Raw genomic sequence first — 18,173 nt, 5'->3', positions numbered from 1 at the left:
CGGGCGGACCGCACTGACGAGGCACATGATCACGGGATGGGCGCTACTTCTCGACGATCTCGATCGTCGCCGTACGGTAGTTGTTGCGCTTGTCGTTCTTCGTCGGGTCGTAGTTCTTCTCGATGTTGCCGGCGCTGTCGACCGAGAACCAGCGGAACGTCGTCGTCTCGGTCACGTGGAACACCTGCCCCGGCTCACGGAACTCGGTCGCCGCATAGCGTGGCGACTCGAGCGTGGGTCGGCTGCCGTCCGTCGTGTAGTAGATGGTGGCCGGCTCGCTGGTCTCGAAGCGCACGTCGACGGGCCCGCGGTACTTCCCGTCGCCGGGGACGAGCCGGGACGTCGGGTCCTTCTTGTCCTGGCCCCAGTCCGCCGCGACCCGGAACATCTCCATGATCCCGTTGGCGTACTCCATCGTCTCGGCGTGACCGCTGACGAGCTCGGGATTGCCCGCCCATTCTGGCTGGAACGAACCGCCCTGCCAGTCGCCGGTGGCCGGGTTGTAGACGGAGCCGCCGACCTCCCAGCCGAAGGCGTAGATCCCGTAGGTGTAGTACAGGTCCTCGCGCACGTTGCCCGCGGAGGAGTAGAGGACGTCGGACGAACCGCCGACGTTCTCCGGCGTGACGACGGTTTCCCGGTGCGCCTTGACCTGCGACAGGATCCTGGCGGCCGACTGCCAGTAGAACGCCTCGTCACCCAGCGGCGGGCGCGGCGTGGTGATCCGCCCGTCCGCGATGTAGGCGCCGGGCTGCCAGAACAACTGACCGCCGTTGGAGTGCACCGACATCATGAACTTGATGTTCGAGTACTTCTCGACCAGCCAGATGATGTTCTTCGACTCGGGCTCGGACAGCTCCTCCGGCCCCTGGTAGGTGCCGCTGACGCAGTTGGTTGACCCTCCCGCGTAACCGTCGTGGCCCGACCCGACCCGGTAGTTCCGGTTCAGGTCGACGCCCCAGGAGTTCCGCTGCGCCGGGTCGGCGGTCGCGTCCGGGCAGTGGTTCGTCATGTTCTTCCGCTGCGAGGCGAAGTTGTAGAAGCTGTAGTTCGCCCCGTCGGGGTTGTTGGAGAGGATGAAGAAGACGTCGGTGTTGTCGACGATCTTCTTCGTCTCCCGGTCGGACCGGTAGTTGTGCACCAGGCGCTCGGCCGACTCCAGGCTGGTCGTCGCCGGCACCCACTCGCGGGCGTGGTCCTGAGCCTGGATCAGGACACCAGGCTTCTTGCCGTCACGGTGCTTGCCGATCCGCAGGACGGGGATCGTGACCGGGCCTCGCGGCACCTCGCCCGCCGGTGCGCCGGCGCGCTTCTGGTCGAGGAAGTCGCTCAGCGCAACCGGGCCCGACGTCGGCGCGACGATGCCGGTGCCCGCGTTGGTGCGGTACGGGTGTGCCCGGTCGATGAGGCCCTGGGACTGGGCCCGCACTGCGTCCGCCACCTGGGTGGCCGTACTCGCCGGTCCACCGGAGGCGTCCTTCGCGAGGAGGACGCGGACCGCCTTGCCCGTGACCTCCACCGCGAGCGGGAGGTTCGCGCCCGGCCGGTCCACGAACTCGACCGTGATGTCGTTGCCGCCCTCGTGGCCCCACGCCGCCGAGCTGACGACGACCGCCGCCTGCCCCGTGCCGCCGATCGTGGCCTGCGCCTTGCGCTGGTAGCCGTTCGTCTGGTTCGGCAGGTAGACGATCTCGGCGATGTCCGGGTACTGGCGGGCGATCTCCTTGGCGCGGCTGTAGAGCTGCTGCGGGTGCTTGTAGCCGTCCACGAAGTCCGACTTGTAGGACGGGTTCGCCGTCAGCGGCGGCGGAGCATCCTCGAGCCAGTTGGAGACGACGCCGGTGACGACGCCACCGGTGGAGCTCGTCACCTGGATCTTGTCGGGGCGTGCGTCGAGCTTGAACAGGTTCCGGTGGAACATGTACTGCCCGGAGTCCACGAACCGGCTCATCGTCCGGGCGAAGCCGAACGGCGTGCCCTTGCCCGAGTCGTTCTCGAGCTGCATCCCGACGATCGGGTCTGCCTGCTGCCCCTCGGTGGTCCGCGCCTCGACGTAGAGGAAGCCCTGGCCCTTCGTGGTGAACCAGTCGGCGCGGGCGATGCGTACCGTCGCCTCGTGGTTCAACGGCTGGACCGCCCGCGAGGCAGCGCCGTTGATGCCGCCGTCGGCCTCGTCGCTCCACGCGAAGCCCACGTCGTCGCCGAGGACCTCGACGCCCATCGCCTTCAGTTCGGCGATCTGCTCGGCGGTGACCACCGCCTCGCCTTCGATGCCGGTCGGCACGCGCTTGAGGCCGTGCTCAAGGTCGAAGCCGGCGGCGACCACCTTGTCCAGCATGTCGGCGCCGGCCAGCTTGATGTTTACGAGGCGTACCTGCTCCCGATCCTCGAGTTGGGATCGTCCGGCCGTGGCTGTCGACTCCGTGGGATCCGCGCCCGCGGGCCCGGTCGCCACGAGGACGCCCGCCACCAGGGCGGGCAGCGCGAGAAGCGCGATGCGTCGTTGTATGTGTCGCATACTCCCCCTCCTTCTGCTTGCGACGTGTGATTGATGTGCTGGTCAGCCCTCGCGGAGGTCGCGCCTCCATTGAGGACAGTCTGGTGAAGCCGTCGTACGGCGTGCCTGCGTACGACGGTGGTTGCCGTTGCGAGAAGGGTCGGGAAGGGCCGTGAGTGAGCTGAGTGCGGTGAGCGTATGTGCGTTTCGGGCGTCAGTGGCTCACGTGCATCGAATTTGAGCATTCCTTGAGCTGAGGGGGTTTCTCCGCCGCATAGACGGCCGTGAGCGCTGGCGGGGATGCTGGGGTGAGTCGGGTCCATCCGATGTGTCCGCCAGCCGGCCCCGGCGAGGGACGGCGTCACTGGAGGGTGAGGTCTGCCATGCGCGTCGGCCAGACAGCGAGGTCTCCGTACGATTTCCGCCTGCTCGTGGTGGCGCCGGACCCGGATCTGCGTGGTTCGCTCACGGCCCAGCTGAGCTTCGCGGGCTATCTGGTCACCTCTGCCGCGACCGGCGCCGCCGCGCTGCGACTGCTCGGGGAGCATCACGTCGATCTGATCGTGGTCGACGTGGAGATCCCCGATGTCCACGCCCTCGCCCGTGATCGTCCGATCCTCACCGACCGCCCCCCGGTCCTGTGCCTTGCCGCATGCGAGTTTCTGGGGGCTCTGGTACCCGTGCTCGGCACCGAGATCCAGGACTACATCACCAAGCCGTGCCGGAGCGCGGAGTTGTTGGCCCGCGTGCAGGTGCTTCTGCGCGACAGGACCAACACGGGATCGGGGACCGTGCTGCGGCACGGTGATCTGCTGCTCGACGAGGTCGTCTGCCGGGCGTGGCGGGGTGATCGGGTGCTCGACGTGACCCCGGCGGAGTACCGGCTCCTGCGTCACCTGTTGCTCAACGCCGGCCGGGTGCTGTCGAAGGAGCAGATGGCCTGGCAGGTCTGGAGCGAGTCCCGTGGGGTCAATGCCATCGAGCGGCTGGTGTCCCGACTGCGGCAGAAGGTGGACGAGACAGGGCCCCATCTGATCCACACGCACCGGGGATTCGGGTACTGGCTTGGCTCCTCCCAGTGACCTGAGTCACGTCAGGGATCTGTCAGGTTCGCGTCCAGGTTCCGTCAGCGCCCTTTGTTTGCATGGGTTGTCAGTCTTCGCGCGACGCTCCGAGGAGACCCATGTCCGAAACCGGCGTGCCCGAGTACCCGATGGCGCGTGAGGCGGCCTGCCCCTTCGCCCCCGCTGCCACCCTCCGCGCGATGACCCGGGAGAACCCGGTCGGGAAGGTGCGGATCTGGGACGACAGCACACCGTGGTTCATCACCCGGCACGCCGACCAGCGCGCTCTGCTGAACGACCCGCGGCTCAGCATCGACGAGAAGCGGCCGGGCTTTCCGCACATGACCCGCAGCCGCGCGGCGGGCGCCCCGCACTACCCTGCGCTGATCACGAACACGGACCCGCCCGAGCACACCCGCCTGCGCCGTACGGTCAACGCTCCCTTCATGGTGAAGCGGGTGGAGGCACTGCGACCGCGGATCCAGGAGGTCCTCGACTCTCTCGTTGACGAGATGCTCGCCGGTCCGAATCCGGCCGACCTGGTTCAGGCGATCGGTCTGCCGGTACCGACGTTGGTCATCACCGAGATCCTCGGCGCGCCGTACAAGGATCATGAGCTCTTCCAGACCGCCAGCCACAAGCTGGTCAGTCATGAGGCGACGCCCGAGGACGCTCAGGAAGCCGCCCAGGCCCTGAGCGGGTACATCGGTGACCTGTTTCGGCGCCGGATGTCCGACCCCGGCGACGACGTGCTGTCCGAGATGGCGGGTCGGGTCAAGGCGGGGGAGATGACCCCTCAGGAAGCCATCACCATGGCCATGGCCATCCTCATCGCCGGTCACGAGACCAGCGCGAGCATGATCTCCCTGGGCACTCTCGCGCTGTTGCGGAATCCGGACCAGCTTGCCCTGCTGCGGGAGAGCGACGACCCGAAGTTCGTGGCCAACGCGGTCGAGGAGCTGCTGCGCTACCTGACGATCGTGCACACCGGGATCCGGCGCATCGCCAACGAGGACATCGAGCTACGCGGCAAGGTCATCAAGGCCGGTGACGGCGTCATCTTCGATCTGTCCGGCGCGAACTGGGACGCCGAGGAGTTCCCAGACCCGGAGCGGCTGGACCTGCGGCGGCCCGCCCGTCAGCACCACGCGTTCGGTTACGGCGCCCACCAGTGCCTGGGCCAGTCGCTCGCCCGGGTGGAGTTGCAGGTCGTCTACGGCACTCTCTACAAGCGCGTCCCGACCCTGGCGCTGGCGGTGCCGTTCGAGGAGGTCGAGTTCGCCATGGAAGGCGTCGCCTACGGCCTCAGGTCCCTGCCGGTCACCTGGTGAGAGGAGCCGAGATGACGTTGCGAGTGGAGTTCGACGAACCGAAGTGCGTCGCGGCCGGGCAGTGCGCGATGGTTGCCCCCGGCGTCTTCGACCAGCGCGACGAGGACGGTGTCGCGATCGTGCTCGACGACGAGCCCGGCCCGGAACAGCATGACGAGGTGCGGGAGGCCGCCGCCGTCTGCCCGGCGGCCGCGATCCGCCTGGTGGAGCAGTGAAGCACGCTGTCGTGGTGGGTGCCTCGGCAGCCGGCCTCGCCGCCGCGGAAACCCTGCGCCGCGAGGGCTACGACGGCACCCTCACCCTGATCGGTGAGGAAATCGATCCACCGTACGATCGTCCGCCGCTGTCCAAGCAGATCCTCGCCTCCGACTGGGACGCCGACCGGCTGGCCCTGCGGACCCTGGAACAGCTGACCGCGCTGCGTCTGGACCTGCGGCTCGGTGCCCGCGCGACCGGCCTGGACCGAGCGGAACGCGTCGTGTGGCTGGCCGACGGCACCGTGATTCCCTACGACGGGCTGATCATCGCCACGGGGGTACGGCCGCGGCGGCTTCCGGGTGTGGGCGCGCACGTCCTGCGTACCCTCAGTGACGCGCTCACCCTGCGCAGGAGGCTGCGCCCCGGCATCCGGTTGGCCGTCGTCGGCGCCGGGTTCCTCGGCGCGGAGTGCGCCGCCGTGGCCCGCGGCCTCGGCTGCGACGTCGTCCTGCTCGAACCGGCGCCGGTGCCGCTCGCCCATGCCGTCGGCGAGCAGATCGGGCGGGTCCTCTCGCAGGCGCACCGCGAACACGGCGTCGACCTGCGCACCGGCGTCGCGGTCTCGGCTGTCACCGACACCGGTGTTTTGCTGACCGGGGGAGAGCTGGTCGAAGCCGACGAGGTCCTGGTCGCGATCGGGTCGCAGCCCAACACCGAGTGGCTCGACGGCAGCGGCCTGGAGATCGCCGACGGACTGGTCTGCGACCAGTACAGTGCCGCCGCGCCGGACGTCTACGGCGCCGGCGACGTCGCTCGCTGGCACAACCCGCTGTTCGGCGTGCCGATGCGCGTCGAGCATCGCACCAACGCCGCCGAGCAGGGCATGGCGGCCGCCCGTAACCTGCGGTATCCCGATGCGCGGAAGCCGTTCGCGCCGGTGCCGTACTTCTGGTCCGACCAGTACGACATGAAGATCCACGCCTACGGCCACCTGCGCGGCAGCGACGAGGTCGCCGTCGTTGACGGCGACCTCGAACAGCGACGGTTCGTGGCCGCGTACCGCAGTGGCGACCGTCTGGTCGGCGCCCTCGCCGTCGGCATGCCGCCCAAGGCCATCCGCCGGTGGCGGCAGGCCGTCGTTACCGGCACCGCATGGAAGGACAAGTGACGGACGGTATGGCGTCGTACGCACTCATCGGGATGTGCGTTCGATACCGCGCCGGACGAGACCGCGGACGCCGGGGAGTGTGATCGCTCGGATCGCCAGGTCGTTCATCCACACGTGGAACTGGCTGGGCGGCGCGTACTGGTGCATTCCCCGGCGAGCGAGTGCCTGTCGTTTGGTGACCTCCGGGCGCAGGCCGGCTTCCCACTCGGCCAGGGCCGCCGGGATGTTGTCGTCGTGCCGCCGCAGGGCTGCGCCGAGCTGGTCGGCGCCCGCGAGCGCGAGGGCCGCGCCGTGTCCGGCGAAGAGGGTGACGCACCAGGCCGCGTCTCCGAGCAGCACAATCCGGCCGGCGCTCCATCGGGGCATGACCACCTGGCTGACTGAGTCGAAGTAGGCATCGGCCGGATCCTTCTCAAGATGACGGATCGCATCGGGCACGCCCGCGCCCAGATCGCCGAACGTCGCGCTGAGCGCATCCACCGGTCCGCGTCTCAGGTCCGAGCCCGGGTCCGCGCACCGGTACGTGAAGAATGCCGACGACCGTTGTGGGCCCAGGTTGACGATCGCCGCAGTGCGTCCCGGACCGATGAAGGTCGTGGCGGACGACTCCGGCACGCCCGCCACCGGATGGACAAGCGGGAACGCGGCCACAACGTACGGGAGATCGACCCGGTGTCCAGAGCCGAATGCCGCCGTGCGGGTCGCGGAGTGAACACCGTCGGCACCGATCAGGAGATCGGCGTCCGCTGTCGTGCCGTCGCTCAACAACACCCGTACCCCGTCGGCGTCCTGGTCGACCGACGCGACCGTGGTGCCGAAGCGAACTTCGGTGCGGTCGCGCACCGCTTCGTACAGGGCGGTCTCCAGGTCGCCACGGAACACCGACATGGTCCGTTTGCCGAGGGCGGCTTCGGCGATGGCGGACGGCACGGTGAACTTGGGCCGCCCGTCGGCCCGGACCAGCACGGTGGTGAACAGGCCCAGTTGCCGGTCGGACAGGGCGGGTAGGAGGCCGATGCGCTCGGCGGCGTCGTAGCCCGCCCCGAGCAGGTTCACCAGGTAGCCACTGCTCCGCCGGGCCGGAGCGCGCTCCACGACGAGCGTGTGCCACCCGTCCTGTCCGAGACGTAGGGCCGTGGCCAGCCCGGCGATACCGGCACCAACGATTACCGCGCGCTTCATCCATACTCCCAGCGGCGAGAATGAGCATCTGCTCAAACCAGTATGAGCATCTGCTCATACTGACGCAACAGCGGCTGGGGCCAACGCTTAGAATTCGGTCATGCCACGCGGAGTCGCCATCCCCGAGCCCAGGCAGCAGTTGTTCGCTGCCGTGGAGCGGGTGATCGCGGAAGACGGACCGAGTCGACTCACCGGCCGGGCCGTGACCCGCCAGGCCGGCGTCGCCACCGGCCTGCTGTACGCACATTTCGCGAACTTCGACGACTTCCTGGTCGGCTACGCGGTCGACCGCGCCTTCCAGATCTCCGGCGAGGTCGGCGGCCTCCCGGGGCGCGCCGGGACCGGCACGGTCACCGGGAATCTCAGCGACGCCATCCTGGCGACACCGCTGGCCATGCTGCTGGCATTGACCCGGCTGATGGCCTACCGGCCGGAACTGGCGGCAGGCGTCGAAGCGGTGCTGGGCGAAGGTAACGCCGGACTGCAGACGGTCGAGCGTGCGACCGCCGACTACCTGGCCGCCGAGCAACAACTCGGGCGGGTGCCTGCGGGGGCCGACACAGAGGCGCTGGCCTTGACGGTGGTCGGCGTGCTGCACCACGTCGCACTCACCGGCGGGACCAGCCCGACGGCGACCAACCGGATTCGCCGGGCACTGGCTGCACTGACCGACGGGTTCCCGGCCGTCGCCCCGTCCTGACCCCAGTCCTCGCCAAGCGAGCGTCCGCATCCCCGACCTGCTGGGCTGACGGGATCGGGGTCGCTACGGTTCCCCCGCCTTCGTGCGCTCAGGGTGCATGTCGCCCGAGGTCACTGGGCGACCAGGGAGGTTGATGCACAGCTGTCCCGGCTCAGCACCGCACACCGGGCAGGGGCGGTACGACTCGACGGGTCCCGGATCGAGGCCCCTCGCCCGGGCCGCTCGGACAATGTCCTCGGCCGCGTGGTGCAGCTCAAGGTCCCGATGTCTCACGGCAGCCTGGTGGATTCGCTGGAGTGCTCTTCGCGCCAGCTCCCCTGGGTCGGTCATCCAACCGACCTTCCCGCTGTACTCGCCGACACACGCACCCCTCTCCCCTTCCGGCGTGCCCGCGAACGGGGAGAGTGCCTGGTCCACGGCGTGCTGCCTCCGGCAACGTCTACGCTGTGACCAGCGGCCACCGCACCATGCGACTGTCGTCCACACACAGCCCATGCGGTGGCTGCGTTGCGCCTGTCGGCCCGACCAAGATCCGAACGGGCGACTGCAGTACCAGGTGCGAACGAACGCGATCCTGCGTCGGGCGAGAAGGGCGGATCATGATCGCTACGTGGTGCCGGGCGCTGACTCCCTTCCTGGCCGGGGCAGGCGGATGAGCGCAGTCGCGTTCCTCAACATCGCCATGCACGGGCACGTCAACCCGACGCTGCCGGTCGTGGCCGAGCTTGTTCGTCGCGGGCACTCCGTCACCTACCACACGATGCCCGCCCATGCCGAGGAGATCGCGGCCACCGGCGCGCGAGTGCTCCTGTACTCCGGGGCTGACGTACCGCTGTCCGGCCCGCCGATGCCGATCACGGTGATGGAGCAGCTTGCGCGCACCGCCGTACGGGTGCTGCCCGGCGTTCTCACCGATCTGCGCGGCGTCCGGCCCGATCTGATCGTGCACGACTCCCTCTGCCCGTGGGGGCCGGTGGCCGCCCGTGAACTCGACGTGCCGGCGGCGTCGTCGTTCACCACGTTCGCGTTCAACCGGCACGTGCCCAGCCCCACCCGCGGCTCCTGGGAGCTGCTCGCCGCGGCGGCGTCCAATCCCCGCCAAGCCGGGGGGTATCTGAGGTCGCGCTGGGAGCTGCGCCGCCGGTACGACAGCCGTTCCGTGCCCCTGATCGACCTGGCGAACATTCGTCAGCCGCTCAACCTGGTCTACACCTCTCGGGCGCTCCATCCCGAGGCCGACAGTTTCGACCAGTCCTACCGGTTCGTCGGGCCGAGCGTCGGTGCCCGCCCAGCCGACTCGTCGTTCCCGGTCGATCGGCTGGGGGACCCGGTGCTGTACGCCTCAATGGGCACGGTGTTCGGCGCCGGCCCACAGCTGCTGCGCACCTTCGTCGAGGCGCTCGCCCCGCTGGGTGGCACCGTGATCGTCTCCACCGGACAGACCGATCCCGCCGCGCTCGGTCCGCTGCCGGCCAACGTGATCGCCCAGCGCTCCGTACCGCAGCCGGAGGTGCTGGCCCGCGCAGCGCTGTTCGTCACCCACGGCGGGGTGAACAGCGTCAACGAGGCCCTGTACGCCGGCGTCCCGATGCTGGTGGTTCCGCAGGGCGCGGACCAACTGATGGTCGCTTCCCGCATCGTCGAGCTCGACGCCGGCCTCTCGATCCGCACCGAGGACGTCAACGTGGAGGTCGTGCGCGCAATCGCCCAGCGCCTGCTCGACGAGCCGCGATTCCGGGCCGCCGCACGCACCCTGCAGGTCGCCCAGCGTCAGGCAGGGGGCTCTTCGCGCGCCGCCGACGAACTTGAGCGCTATGTGCAGCAGACCGGCCCGGTCACTCAGCCGGCCTCTGCCGAGCTGCCACCGCAGGGCTGACCGGTGTCCCCCGTCGTCGCCATCCTGCTGCTGCTCGCCGGGCTGTCCGAGGCCGCCGGGCGTCTCCTGCCCGTGGTCGCACGGCTGCCCAGCGTGTCGCGTACCAGGGTGGTCGGGTTGATGCTGGCCGGCGCCCTGGTCGACGGCGCGGTGTTCGCGCTCTGGCCGCTGTCCGCGTGGACCCTTGCCGAGCTGGCACTGCCCACCTCACCGTCCGACGAGGCCGCGCTGATCTGGACACCAGGCATGGCCGCCCCGCTGCTGCTGGCCGCGGTCCTCGCGTTCCCGCTGCTCGGGCCGCTGCTGCACCTGGTGCTCATGGTGGGAGTGGGGGCCGGCCTCGCCGCCGCGCTCGCCACGGTGGCCGGCCTCGGCTGGTGGGATGCCGCCGGCTGCGTGGCCATCGCGGGAATCGGGCTCGGCGTCGCCGTCGAGGGCGTCCGTCGCCTGGTCGTGAGGCTCAACACGAGAAGAGCACCGGAGCCACGTACATGATCGAGTTTGCGCTCCTGCTGCTGCTCGGCGGGATCGGCCCGGTGCTGCTCGCCGAAGCTCTGCTCGCCCGCTATGAGGTGCTGGCCTATGCCGCCGGCTGGCGAACTCCCACCACCGCGCTGCCCAAGGGCATGCCCTACGCCCGGGGCGCGGACCCGGACCGCCCTCCGGACGCCTACCTGGTCTATCTGGACGGCATCGGGAAACGCCGCTTCCACGACACCCGCGATGGTGGCCGACTGGTCAAGTCCCTGATCGCCCGAGCGCCGGAGCTCAGGGTGCTGGGCCAGGTGCAGCCCTACTCTCCGCTGGCCGATCCGTTGGCCGACCGTCCGGTGTGGACCTGGCTACGCCGCCACATCGGGCTGGTGCTGTTCCTGCACAACGTGGTGCAGATCTTCGTCGCCGCCGACCGCCGGTACCGTCCCCTGTACAACCGCGCCGTCGGCTCGCAGATCGCCACGCAGCTCCGGTTCGCCGGCTACCAGCATGACAGCGGTATCCCCGTGGTACTGCTCTGTTACAGCGGCGGCGCCCAGGTCGCCACCGGCGCGGTCGACGAACTGTGGTCCCAGCTGCGCTGCCCGCTCTGGCTGATCACTCTCGGCGGGTTCCACAACGGCGCCAACGACATCACCCACGCCGAGCACCTCTGCCGGCTCACCAGTGCCGGCGATCGGATTGAGCGGGTGGGCACCTGGATGTTCCCGCAGCGGTGGCGGCTGTTCCGCTGGAGCGGCTGGAACCGGGCTGACCGCGCGGGAAAGATCACGGTGCACCGGCTCGACCCGGCGACCCATGTCGGACCGCACAGCTACATCAGTCCGGAGGTCGGGCTACCCGATGGTCGCAGTTACCTCGACCGGACCACCGACACCGTGATCACGCTGATCCGGGAGCGCCTGGCCGCGACTGCGGAGACCGACCGCCCGCTGCCATGAACGGCTTGACCATGGCGCACGGCCGGGACCAGTCGTCGCCGCGCTGTGCGTCGGGGGATGAAAGCCGCCCTGGCCCCACATCGCGAGGATGCGTTCGGCCAGGGCGGCGGTCAGCTGGTGGGTCAGCGACGACCTTCCACGTTCAGTTCGGCGACCGCGGCGTACTTGTGCCCGGTCTGTTCGCTGAGGGCCACCAACCGGACGTACCTCGCCGTCACCGCGGGGAAGACCGCGCGCTGAGGTGCGAGCGACGTGGTGAAGCGGCCGGTGGCGAGGGGCGCTTCCCATGTCGTGCCGTCGAGGCTGGTGTAGATCTCGTAGTCCGCGACCTGCTCGTTGGCGCTGTTCTGCCGGCGGGTGTACTGGAGTCCACTGATCCGGTGTGCTCCACCCAGGTCGAGGGTGATCCGGTGCGGATAGCCGGGAGCATCGGTGCGGGACCATTCGGTGTGCCAGAACGTCGCGTCGCTGCCGTCGAGCACGTTGCGCGCTCGCCCGTCTTCGCTGGCGGTCTCTTCGCTGTCGACGTCGGCGATGCTCATTCGGGCCTGGTCGAGCAGCCCCACTGTGACGGTGAACGACGTCGAAGTCTTGCCCACGGAGGTACGCAGTGTTGCTGTCACCGGGTAACGACCGGGAGCTGTGTCACGGGGAACCTTGATGGTCACCTTGCCCTTGGTCTGATGTCCGGGCCGGAGGGGCGTGACGGAGCCCCGCATCTGCCAGTCCGAGGGCGCCTGCAGTTCGAGGCGGGGCTTCGGTACGGCGATTCCAGACTGGTTCGTGACGGTGACCGGCACGGTGATCCGCTGGCCCGGGTCGATGGCGACATCCGGAATAGAGACGTTGGCGCAGATGCCGTCCAGCCACGCGAGGTTGAAGTTGGCGTATCTGATGCCGTTGGCGGGCTCGTACAGCAGGCCGTAGGTGCCGTCGGGCAGTGCGGTGAGGGTCGAGTAGGACATCGCGCCGGGTTGGAAGACCTTCGAGACCGGCCAGGTCTGGCCGTCGTCGCAGGACATCCGGATCGTGCCCTGACTGCGCGAGGTCTGGTTGGCGGCGTTGGAGAAGAGCAGGATCTTGGCCTGAGCGGAGTCGGCCGGGGCGTCGGGGAAGGCCCGGATGATCGAGGCGTTGTTCGTCGGGTCGGGGAGTTCGCGGTCGACCGTCACCGGGCCGTAGCTGTGGCCGCCGTCGGTGGAGATGGTCACCTTGCGGTAGCCGCTGCGGGCCGAGTCGCGGCTGTTGAGCATGACGCGGCCGTCGGAGAGTTCCACGGTCTTGTTCTCGTCCATGCCGACTCCGACGGCTTCGCCGGCCCGCCAGGTCGTTCCGTGGTCGTCGCTGTACACGCTCACCGACTGGAAGGCTCCGGCGGCGTTGATGATCGTGTACTGCTGGATGAGTCGACCGGCGTGCGGTCCGTAGCGGAGTTGGATGCCTTCGCCGGAGGCGGCGAAGCGGCTGCGCCAGCCCGGGTCCGGGGTGATGTCGGCCGTGATGGTCCGCTCCGACCAGGTCCGGCCGCCGTCGACCGAGGTGGCGACGTTGGCGTGGAGCACGTTGGGGTCTGCAGGGTCGGTGCCGGGTCGGCTGCCGCTGAAGCCCTGTTTCTGGGAGTAGACGTGGAAGTTGAAGATGGTCTCGGTCTCACGGTCGACGAGGTAGCTCGGATCGGAGAACCCCTTGATCGGGGCCGTGGTCTGGCCGGCGCTGACGACCTGTTGATCGCCCCAGGTCCTGCCGCCGTCGGTGCTGCGGCGCTGGAGGATCGAGTTGGGACCGGGTGCGTCGATGCCGGTGGGGCGGCCGTCGTACGAGGCCAGCAGGTCACCGTCGGGCGTCACGGTCAGGGCTGGGATGCGGTAGTTGGGAAAACCACCCGCTCCGTTGACCGCCAGATCCTGCTCCGTGTAGAGGGGCGGGACGGGGGCGGCCTGTGCGGGGGCGGCGCCGGTGAGCGTGGCTGCTGCTATCGCTGGTGCTAACAGCAGGCTGGCGGCTCGGCGCCCGTGCGGGTGGCGGCGGAGGTGCGGATTCACGGTCAAGGGACATCCTTCCGCGGATTCCAATGTTGATCACAACATAAGATGTGTGACGTCTGATGTCCATGCCTGATGTCGAGGCTTGTTGGCCATCCCAGTTACCCGGCCCTCGGCCTTACCGTTGCCGTGGCACCCAGAACTCCACCTCGGTGCCCTCCGGCGGATGACTGTGGATGCTGGTCGTGCCGCCGAGATCGGCGATCCGGCCCCGCATCGACTGAGCCACCCCCAGCCGGCCGGCGCGGGCCGCGTCGGCCAGCCGCTGTGCGTCGAACCCGACCCCGTCGTCACGGACGGTCACTCGCACCCCGTCTCCTTCGTCTTCCAACAGCACCCACGCCCGGGCGGTCTGGCCGGCGTGCCGGCGGACGTTGTCCAGGGCGGCCTCGACCGCCGCGACAAGTTCGGCGGCGGGACCCGACGGCAACACGACTGGTTCTGCGGGCGCGGACACCTCGACCATGGGGGAGGCCAGGGCGGTGAGCGCCGTCCGCAGGTCCGCTTCACCGCCGGGACGGGCCACCTCGGCGCCGCCGGTGAGGAGATTGCGCAGTGCGACCTCCTGCTCGCCGGCCAACTTTGCCAGCTGCGAGCCGGTCGCTCCCAGCTGCGAGCCCTGCCGCTGAACCAGCGCCAGCACCTGCAGAACACCGTCGTGGATCGGCCGGGCCAGCCGGTCCCGTTCGGCGGCAGCAGCCTCCTGTCGGATCAGCTCGGCCCGTTTCCGTTCCGCCCAGCGTTCGGCAATGTGATGCGCGACGCCCAGACCGCCGATCGCCGCGCCCGCCACGAGAAGCAACACGGCCGATGTGGTGATGTGGAAGACCGGGTTGAGATACGACGACACCGGCAGGCCATCCTGCAGATACGTCACCTGGACAATCTGTAGCCCGCTGGCGGCGAGCACGCCGACGAGGGGGCCGAGCACGGCAGGAACAGCGCCACGGGCCGCGAGCACTGGCGCGGTCGCGCCGGCGACCGCCGTAGCCGCCGCCGTAACCAGAACGAGCAACAGTAGCGCCGGAATGACCCGCTGCTGTTCGGCCAGTTTCTCCGGATGGCCGGTCGTGGCGGCGTACGCGATGAGCACCGCCGTTGCCGCGCCAGCCGCCAGCGTACCGGCGGCCGCGACCCGCCACCGGCTGCTGGCGGCCGCCGCACCGACCACCGCACCCGCGAGCGCACCCAGCCAGCGCACCGGACCCATCGCGCTGAGCGCGGTGAACGCCAGGATCAGCGGTGCCGCCACCGCCACCTGGACGGTTGCGACAGCGAGCGCCGCGGCCAGCGACCACAGTCCCGCGACGGCCGCCAGGCCCATCGCCACCACCAGCGTGACCACACCTGTCACCGCGATGGCCACTGCCTCGTGCCGGTACAGCGACGACCAGCTGACGTCCAGCAGCGCCGCGAGCCGCTCGGTGGTCAACAGGGACAGCGGAAGCACCAGGCACACCGCCAGCCCGGCGGCGATGACCAGCCGCAACCGCTGCCACGCCCACGGGCTGGTGTCCGGCGGCCCGGCCGCGGCGCCGTCGCCACGTCGGATCCGCCGGGCCGCGGGGATGAGCGCAACGAGGGCAACCGCAGTCATACCGGCATGCCAGGCAGGCCGCGACGGGTCCGAGTACAACCAGCCGGGGCCGACCAGCGCGGAGCCGACCAGGCGGGACCCGAAAGCCAGCCCCACCAGGGCCGCGCCCACACGTGGTGAGCCGTTGCCCAACAGACTCTGGGCACCGGCGAGGACGCCCACCAGGGCGAGTGGATACGCCGCGGAATGCGCGAAGGTCAGCACCAGCGGGTACGACAGGCCCGTCAGCTGCGCCCAGACGTAGGGCACGCTCAGCAGGCCGGCCACGGCCAGCAGAAACGGCCACCAACGCAGCAGGCACAGGCCCACCACGGTCGCCAGGATGGGGATCAGGGCGAGTATCCACCCCTGACCGTGGTACACCGGCCGCACGGGCGTGGCGATGAACGGCGGCAGCCCGCCAGCGTACTGAGGCGATGTCGCTACCGTGAGTAACAGGCAGCCACCCAGGCCAGCCAGAGCCTCCCGCCACTGCGGCGGCTTCTCCATCATGGCGCCGATCATGACCGATCCATCGGAACCGCGCCGTCCGCCCGGCCACAGGTGACGGCCGCGGCCACGCCAGGATGCGGCAGGCGGTCGGGCCGACCCTCAGGGCAGTATTCGAAGTGCCACCACTCGTTGTCGTACCTGCGGTACAGGCCGTACCGCGCGCCATGCCGCTCCAGCCAGCGAGCGCCTTCCGAGGGTCGGATGTCCAGGGCGGTGCCCGCCACGTGGCGCGACTCGTCTGGCGGGAGCGTCCACCGCCGAGCGGCCGCCACCGACCCGCTGCGCCGGACCTCCTCGGCGGAGAGAGCCGCTTGCGTGGCGGGATCCCGGTAACCAGAGGTCAGGCCTATCAGCTCCCCGTACCGCCACAACGCCTCCTGCGCGCCGCCTCGAAAGCCGCCCGGGCCGGGGGAGCCAGGCCGGCCAGGTTCTCGGCCGGGAAGCGCAGCGCCAGCGCCCACTGGCAGGCCGTATGGCGGGCACGCCCCGGAGCGACCACGTACGCCACGGGCGCCAGCAAAAGGGCCAGCAGCCTGGTGACGGCAGGGTAGACCAGATCCCTGGTGCGAACGGTCCGGGCAGTGCCGACCCGGTGGGTGGCGTGCAGAGACATGCCCACCACGATCTCGATACCGACGGCCGTGGGCATGAGTCTGAGTACTCAGCACCGATGGCTCAGGCGGTGTCGCGGCGACGGGTCAGCTGGATGCCCGCTTCGGGAGCAGCAGCTCCTCATGATCGAGTTCACGTTCCAGAATGCGGAGCTCTTCGTCGGGCAGCCGGCCGGCGTCGCGCCAGCGCACGAGCTCCTCGCGCTGCGCGTCGATGGCAGTCCGGCGGACACGAAGCGCCGTCTCGTACTGCGGTGAGGTCGGTATCTCGGATGACCCGCTCCGCTCGAGCAGATCGAGCCGCCCGCGGTAGCGCGCCAATCGGGTCAGCAGCTGCGTACGGGTGGTGTTGACGGCAACTGCGCTGTCCGGCTCGTCGGCAGCAACTTCGTCGAGGCGGGCCAGGGCAGCCTCGACCGCCGCCGAGCGGGCCTCGTTGCGTACGCGAGCCTGGTCGGTCTCGTTGGCGCGCAGGCCCAGCATCCGCACGAGCGGTGCGAACGTGAGGCCCTGCCCGACGAGCGTCACCAGTACGACCACGAAGGTGCAGAACAGAAGGAGGTCGCGGTCGGGGAAGGGCGCGCCACTGTCGGTGGTCAGCGGCAAAGTGAAGATCGCGGCCAGGCTGATGACGCCGCGGGTGCCGGACCAGCTCAGTGCCGTCACTTCGCGGAAGGAGAGCCGGCGGGCGTTGCGCTCCGCGCGCGCGACCTGCCGGGCGCTGCTGGGCTCGTCGGGGTCGTCCTGCTCGGATATGCCGCCCAGCCGCGTGTGCAGCGATCGGGGGAGGGACTGGGTCAACACCAGCCACGCCGGGCGGAGAAGCAGCACCACGCCGACAGATATCGCGACGGCGATGACGATGGTGGACAGGTCGTACTGGCGCAGGCCCTTGATGACCTCGGGAAGCTGCTGGCCGATCAACAGGAAGACGAAGCCTTCGAGGAGGAAGTCGACCAGCCGCCACACCGCGCTGGTCTGCAGCCGGGCGGCGCCGGACCCGAGCTGGGGCGTCTGATGGCCGACGATCAGCCCGGCGACCACCACGGCGAGCACCCCGGAGACGTGTAGCTCCTCGCCCAACAGGTAGGCCACGAACGGTGTCGCGAGCGAGATGGCGTTGGACATCAACGGGTCGGCGGTGAGCGGTCTGGCCAGACGTACCGCCCAGGCGACGGCCGCCCCCACGGCGACCCCGCCGACCGCCGCCAGCAAGAACTGCCCAACGGCGGACGGGAACGAGAACTCGCCACCTACGGCAGCGGCCACCGCGACGCTGAGCATCGTCAGCGCGGTGGCGTCGTTCAGCAGTCCCTCGCCCTGAATGAGCGTGACCAGCTTCGGCGGCAGGTTGACCCGGCGGCCCACCGCCAGGGCGGCCACCGGGTCGGGCGGCGCGATAGCGGCGCCGACCGCGATGCCGGCAGCCAGGGTCGCCCCGGCGACGAACAGGTGGAACCCGACTCCGACGAGTACCGCGGTGAGGAGCACCAGCACCACGGACAGGCTGACCACGATGCGGAGGTTCCGGCGGATGTCCAGCAGCGAGGAGTCCAGTGCGGCGCTGTAGAGCAACGGCGGCAGCACGACCATGAGCACAAGGTCGGGATCAAGGCTGACGTTGGGGCCCGGGAGCAGCGCGTACGCGATGCCGATCAGCGGCAGAAGCGCTGCCGCCGGCAGGCCGGTGTGGGCCGCCACCCACCGCACGGCGACGATGACCGCGACGGCGGCGAGCACGAACAACAACATCGAATGGGTGCTCACCTGGTGACTTCCCCCTGGAGCGGCGCGAGGTGCGAGGTTCTTCGGGTCGACTGCCGGCTCGCGGCCGAGCCGGCCGGTCGTATCCGATCGGTGACACCCGTCGACGCCGTAAGGCCTGGCAGCGCGGCCTGCAGCAATCCCGAGCCTACCCGTTTGATCAACGCGCCGTTCGTCGGCGGTCCCGGGAGAGCGTGCGACCAGGGGAGGACGTC

Annotated in this window: 15 protein-coding genes; 8 read left to right on the top strand and 7 right to left on the bottom strand. The window is 69.8% G+C overall.

Annotated elements, in window-relative coordinates; translation table 11 throughout:
- Positions 1-43 precede the first annotated feature (43 nt).
- The gene (locus tag OG990_RS20175; RefSeq protein WP_406076743.1) at positions 44-2,518 is read right to left on the bottom strand and encodes a M14 family metallopeptidase; all 2,475 of its coding nucleotides are present in this window, start codon (positions 2,516-2,518) and stop codon (positions 44-46) included.
- 362 nt (positions 2,519-2,880) lie between these two features.
- On the opposite strand from OG990_RS20175, the gene OG990_RS20170 reads away from it, so the two are divergent.
- From OG990_RS20170 to OG990_RS20155, 4 genes are all read left to right on the top strand, one after another.
- Positions 2,881-3,579: a response regulator transcription factor gene (locus OG990_RS20170; protein WP_355603526.1), complete on the top strand. Its 699-nt coding sequence runs from the start codon at positions 2,881-2,883 to the stop codon at positions 3,577-3,579.
- A 101-nt stretch (positions 3,580-3,680) separates the two neighbouring features.
- On the top strand, positions 3,681-4,892 hold the full coding sequence (locus OG990_RS20165) for a cytochrome P450 (RefSeq protein ID WP_406076741.1): 1,212 nt from the start codon (positions 3,681-3,683) through the stop codon (positions 4,890-4,892).
- An 11-nt stretch (positions 4,893-4,903) separates the two neighbouring features.
- Complete coding sequence (locus OG990_RS20160) at positions 4,904-5,107, top strand: ferredoxin (protein WP_355603520.1); 204 nt, start codon at positions 4,904-4,906, stop codon at positions 5,105-5,107.
- Entirely contained in the window at positions 5,104-6,258 is a 1,155-nt protein-coding gene (locus OG990_RS20155; RefSeq protein ID WP_406076740.1) for an NAD(P)/FAD-dependent oxidoreductase, read from the top strand. Before OG990_RS20160 ends, OG990_RS20155 begins: the two co-directional genes overlap by 4 nt.
- 24 nt (positions 6,259-6,282) lie before the next feature.
- On the opposite strand, the gene OG990_RS20150 is transcribed toward OG990_RS20155, so the two are convergent.
- Entirely contained in the window at positions 6,283-7,440 is a 1,158-nt protein-coding gene (locus OG990_RS20150; RefSeq protein WP_406076738.1) for an FAD-dependent oxidoreductase, read from the bottom strand.
- A gap of 100 nt (positions 7,441-7,540) precedes the next feature.
- Between OG990_RS20150 and OG990_RS20145 the strand changes: the two genes are divergently transcribed.
- The 4 genes from OG990_RS20145 (at position 7,541) to OG990_RS20130 (ending at position 11,452) form a co-directional block, all read left to right on the top strand.
- Positions 7,541-8,140: a TetR family transcriptional regulator gene (locus OG990_RS20145; RefSeq protein ID WP_406076737.1), complete on the top strand. Its 600-nt coding sequence runs from the start codon at positions 7,541-7,543 to the stop codon at positions 8,138-8,140.
- Between the two features lie 652 nt (positions 8,141-8,792).
- Positions 8,793-10,016 carry a macrolide family glycosyltransferase gene (locus tag OG990_RS20140; RefSeq protein WP_406076735.1) on the top strand — a complete coding sequence of 408 codons (1,224 nt, stop codon included), beginning with the start codon at positions 8,793-8,795 and terminating at the stop codon, positions 10,014-10,016.
- A gap of 3 nt (positions 10,017-10,019) precedes the next feature.
- Positions 10,020-10,511, top strand: a complete 492-nt coding sequence (locus OG990_RS20135; protein WP_406076733.1) for a hypothetical protein — start codon at positions 10,020-10,022, stop codon at positions 10,509-10,511.
- Entirely contained in the window at positions 10,508-11,452 is a 945-nt protein-coding gene (locus OG990_RS20130) for a hypothetical protein (protein WP_355603504.1), read from the top strand. Before OG990_RS20135 ends, OG990_RS20130 begins: the two co-directional genes overlap by 4 nt.
- Positions 11,453-11,574: 122 nt before the next feature.
- On the opposite strand, the gene OG990_RS20125 is transcribed toward OG990_RS20130, so the two are convergent.
- The 5 genes from OG990_RS20125 to OG990_RS20105 all read right to left on the bottom strand — a co-directional run bounded on the left by OG990_RS20125 (position 11,575) and on the right by OG990_RS20105 (position 17,961).
- Positions 11,575-13,494, bottom strand: a complete 1,920-nt coding sequence (locus tag OG990_RS20125) for a discoidin domain-containing protein (RefSeq protein WP_406081828.1) — start codon at positions 13,492-13,494, stop codon at positions 11,575-11,577.
- 118 nt (positions 13,495-13,612) lie between these two features.
- The gene (locus OG990_RS20120; protein ID WP_406076731.1) at positions 13,613-15,595 is read right to left on the bottom strand and encodes a sensor histidine kinase; all 1,983 of its coding nucleotides are present in this window, start codon (positions 15,593-15,595) and stop codon (positions 13,613-13,615) included.
- A complete protein-coding gene (locus tag OG990_RS20115; RefSeq protein WP_406076729.1) occupies positions 15,592-16,044 on the bottom strand; it encodes a D-alanyl-D-alanine carboxypeptidase family protein in 453 nt (150 codons plus the stop codon). The genes OG990_RS20120 and OG990_RS20115 overlap by 4 nt, the downstream gene beginning before the upstream one ends.
- Entirely contained in the window at positions 15,933-16,232 is a 300-nt protein-coding gene (locus OG990_RS20110) for a hypothetical protein (RefSeq protein WP_406081986.1), read from the bottom strand. The genes OG990_RS20115 and OG990_RS20110 overlap by 112 nt, the downstream gene beginning before the upstream one ends.
- 49 nt (positions 16,233-16,281) lie before the next feature.
- Positions 16,282-17,961 carry a Na+/H+ antiporter gene (locus OG990_RS20105; protein ID WP_406076728.1) on the bottom strand — a complete coding sequence of 560 codons (1,680 nt, stop codon included), beginning with the start codon at positions 17,959-17,961 and terminating at the stop codon, positions 16,282-16,284.
- Positions 17,962-18,173: the final 212 nt, after the last annotated feature.

This window comes from Micromonospora sp. NBC_00858, assembly GCF_045207365.1.
GTDB lineage: Bacteria > Actinomycetota > Actinomycetes > Mycobacteriales > Micromonosporaceae > Micromonospora.
The sequence above is the reverse complement of the archived record's forward strand: the minus strand, read 5'-3'. Positions and strand labels throughout refer to the sequence as shown.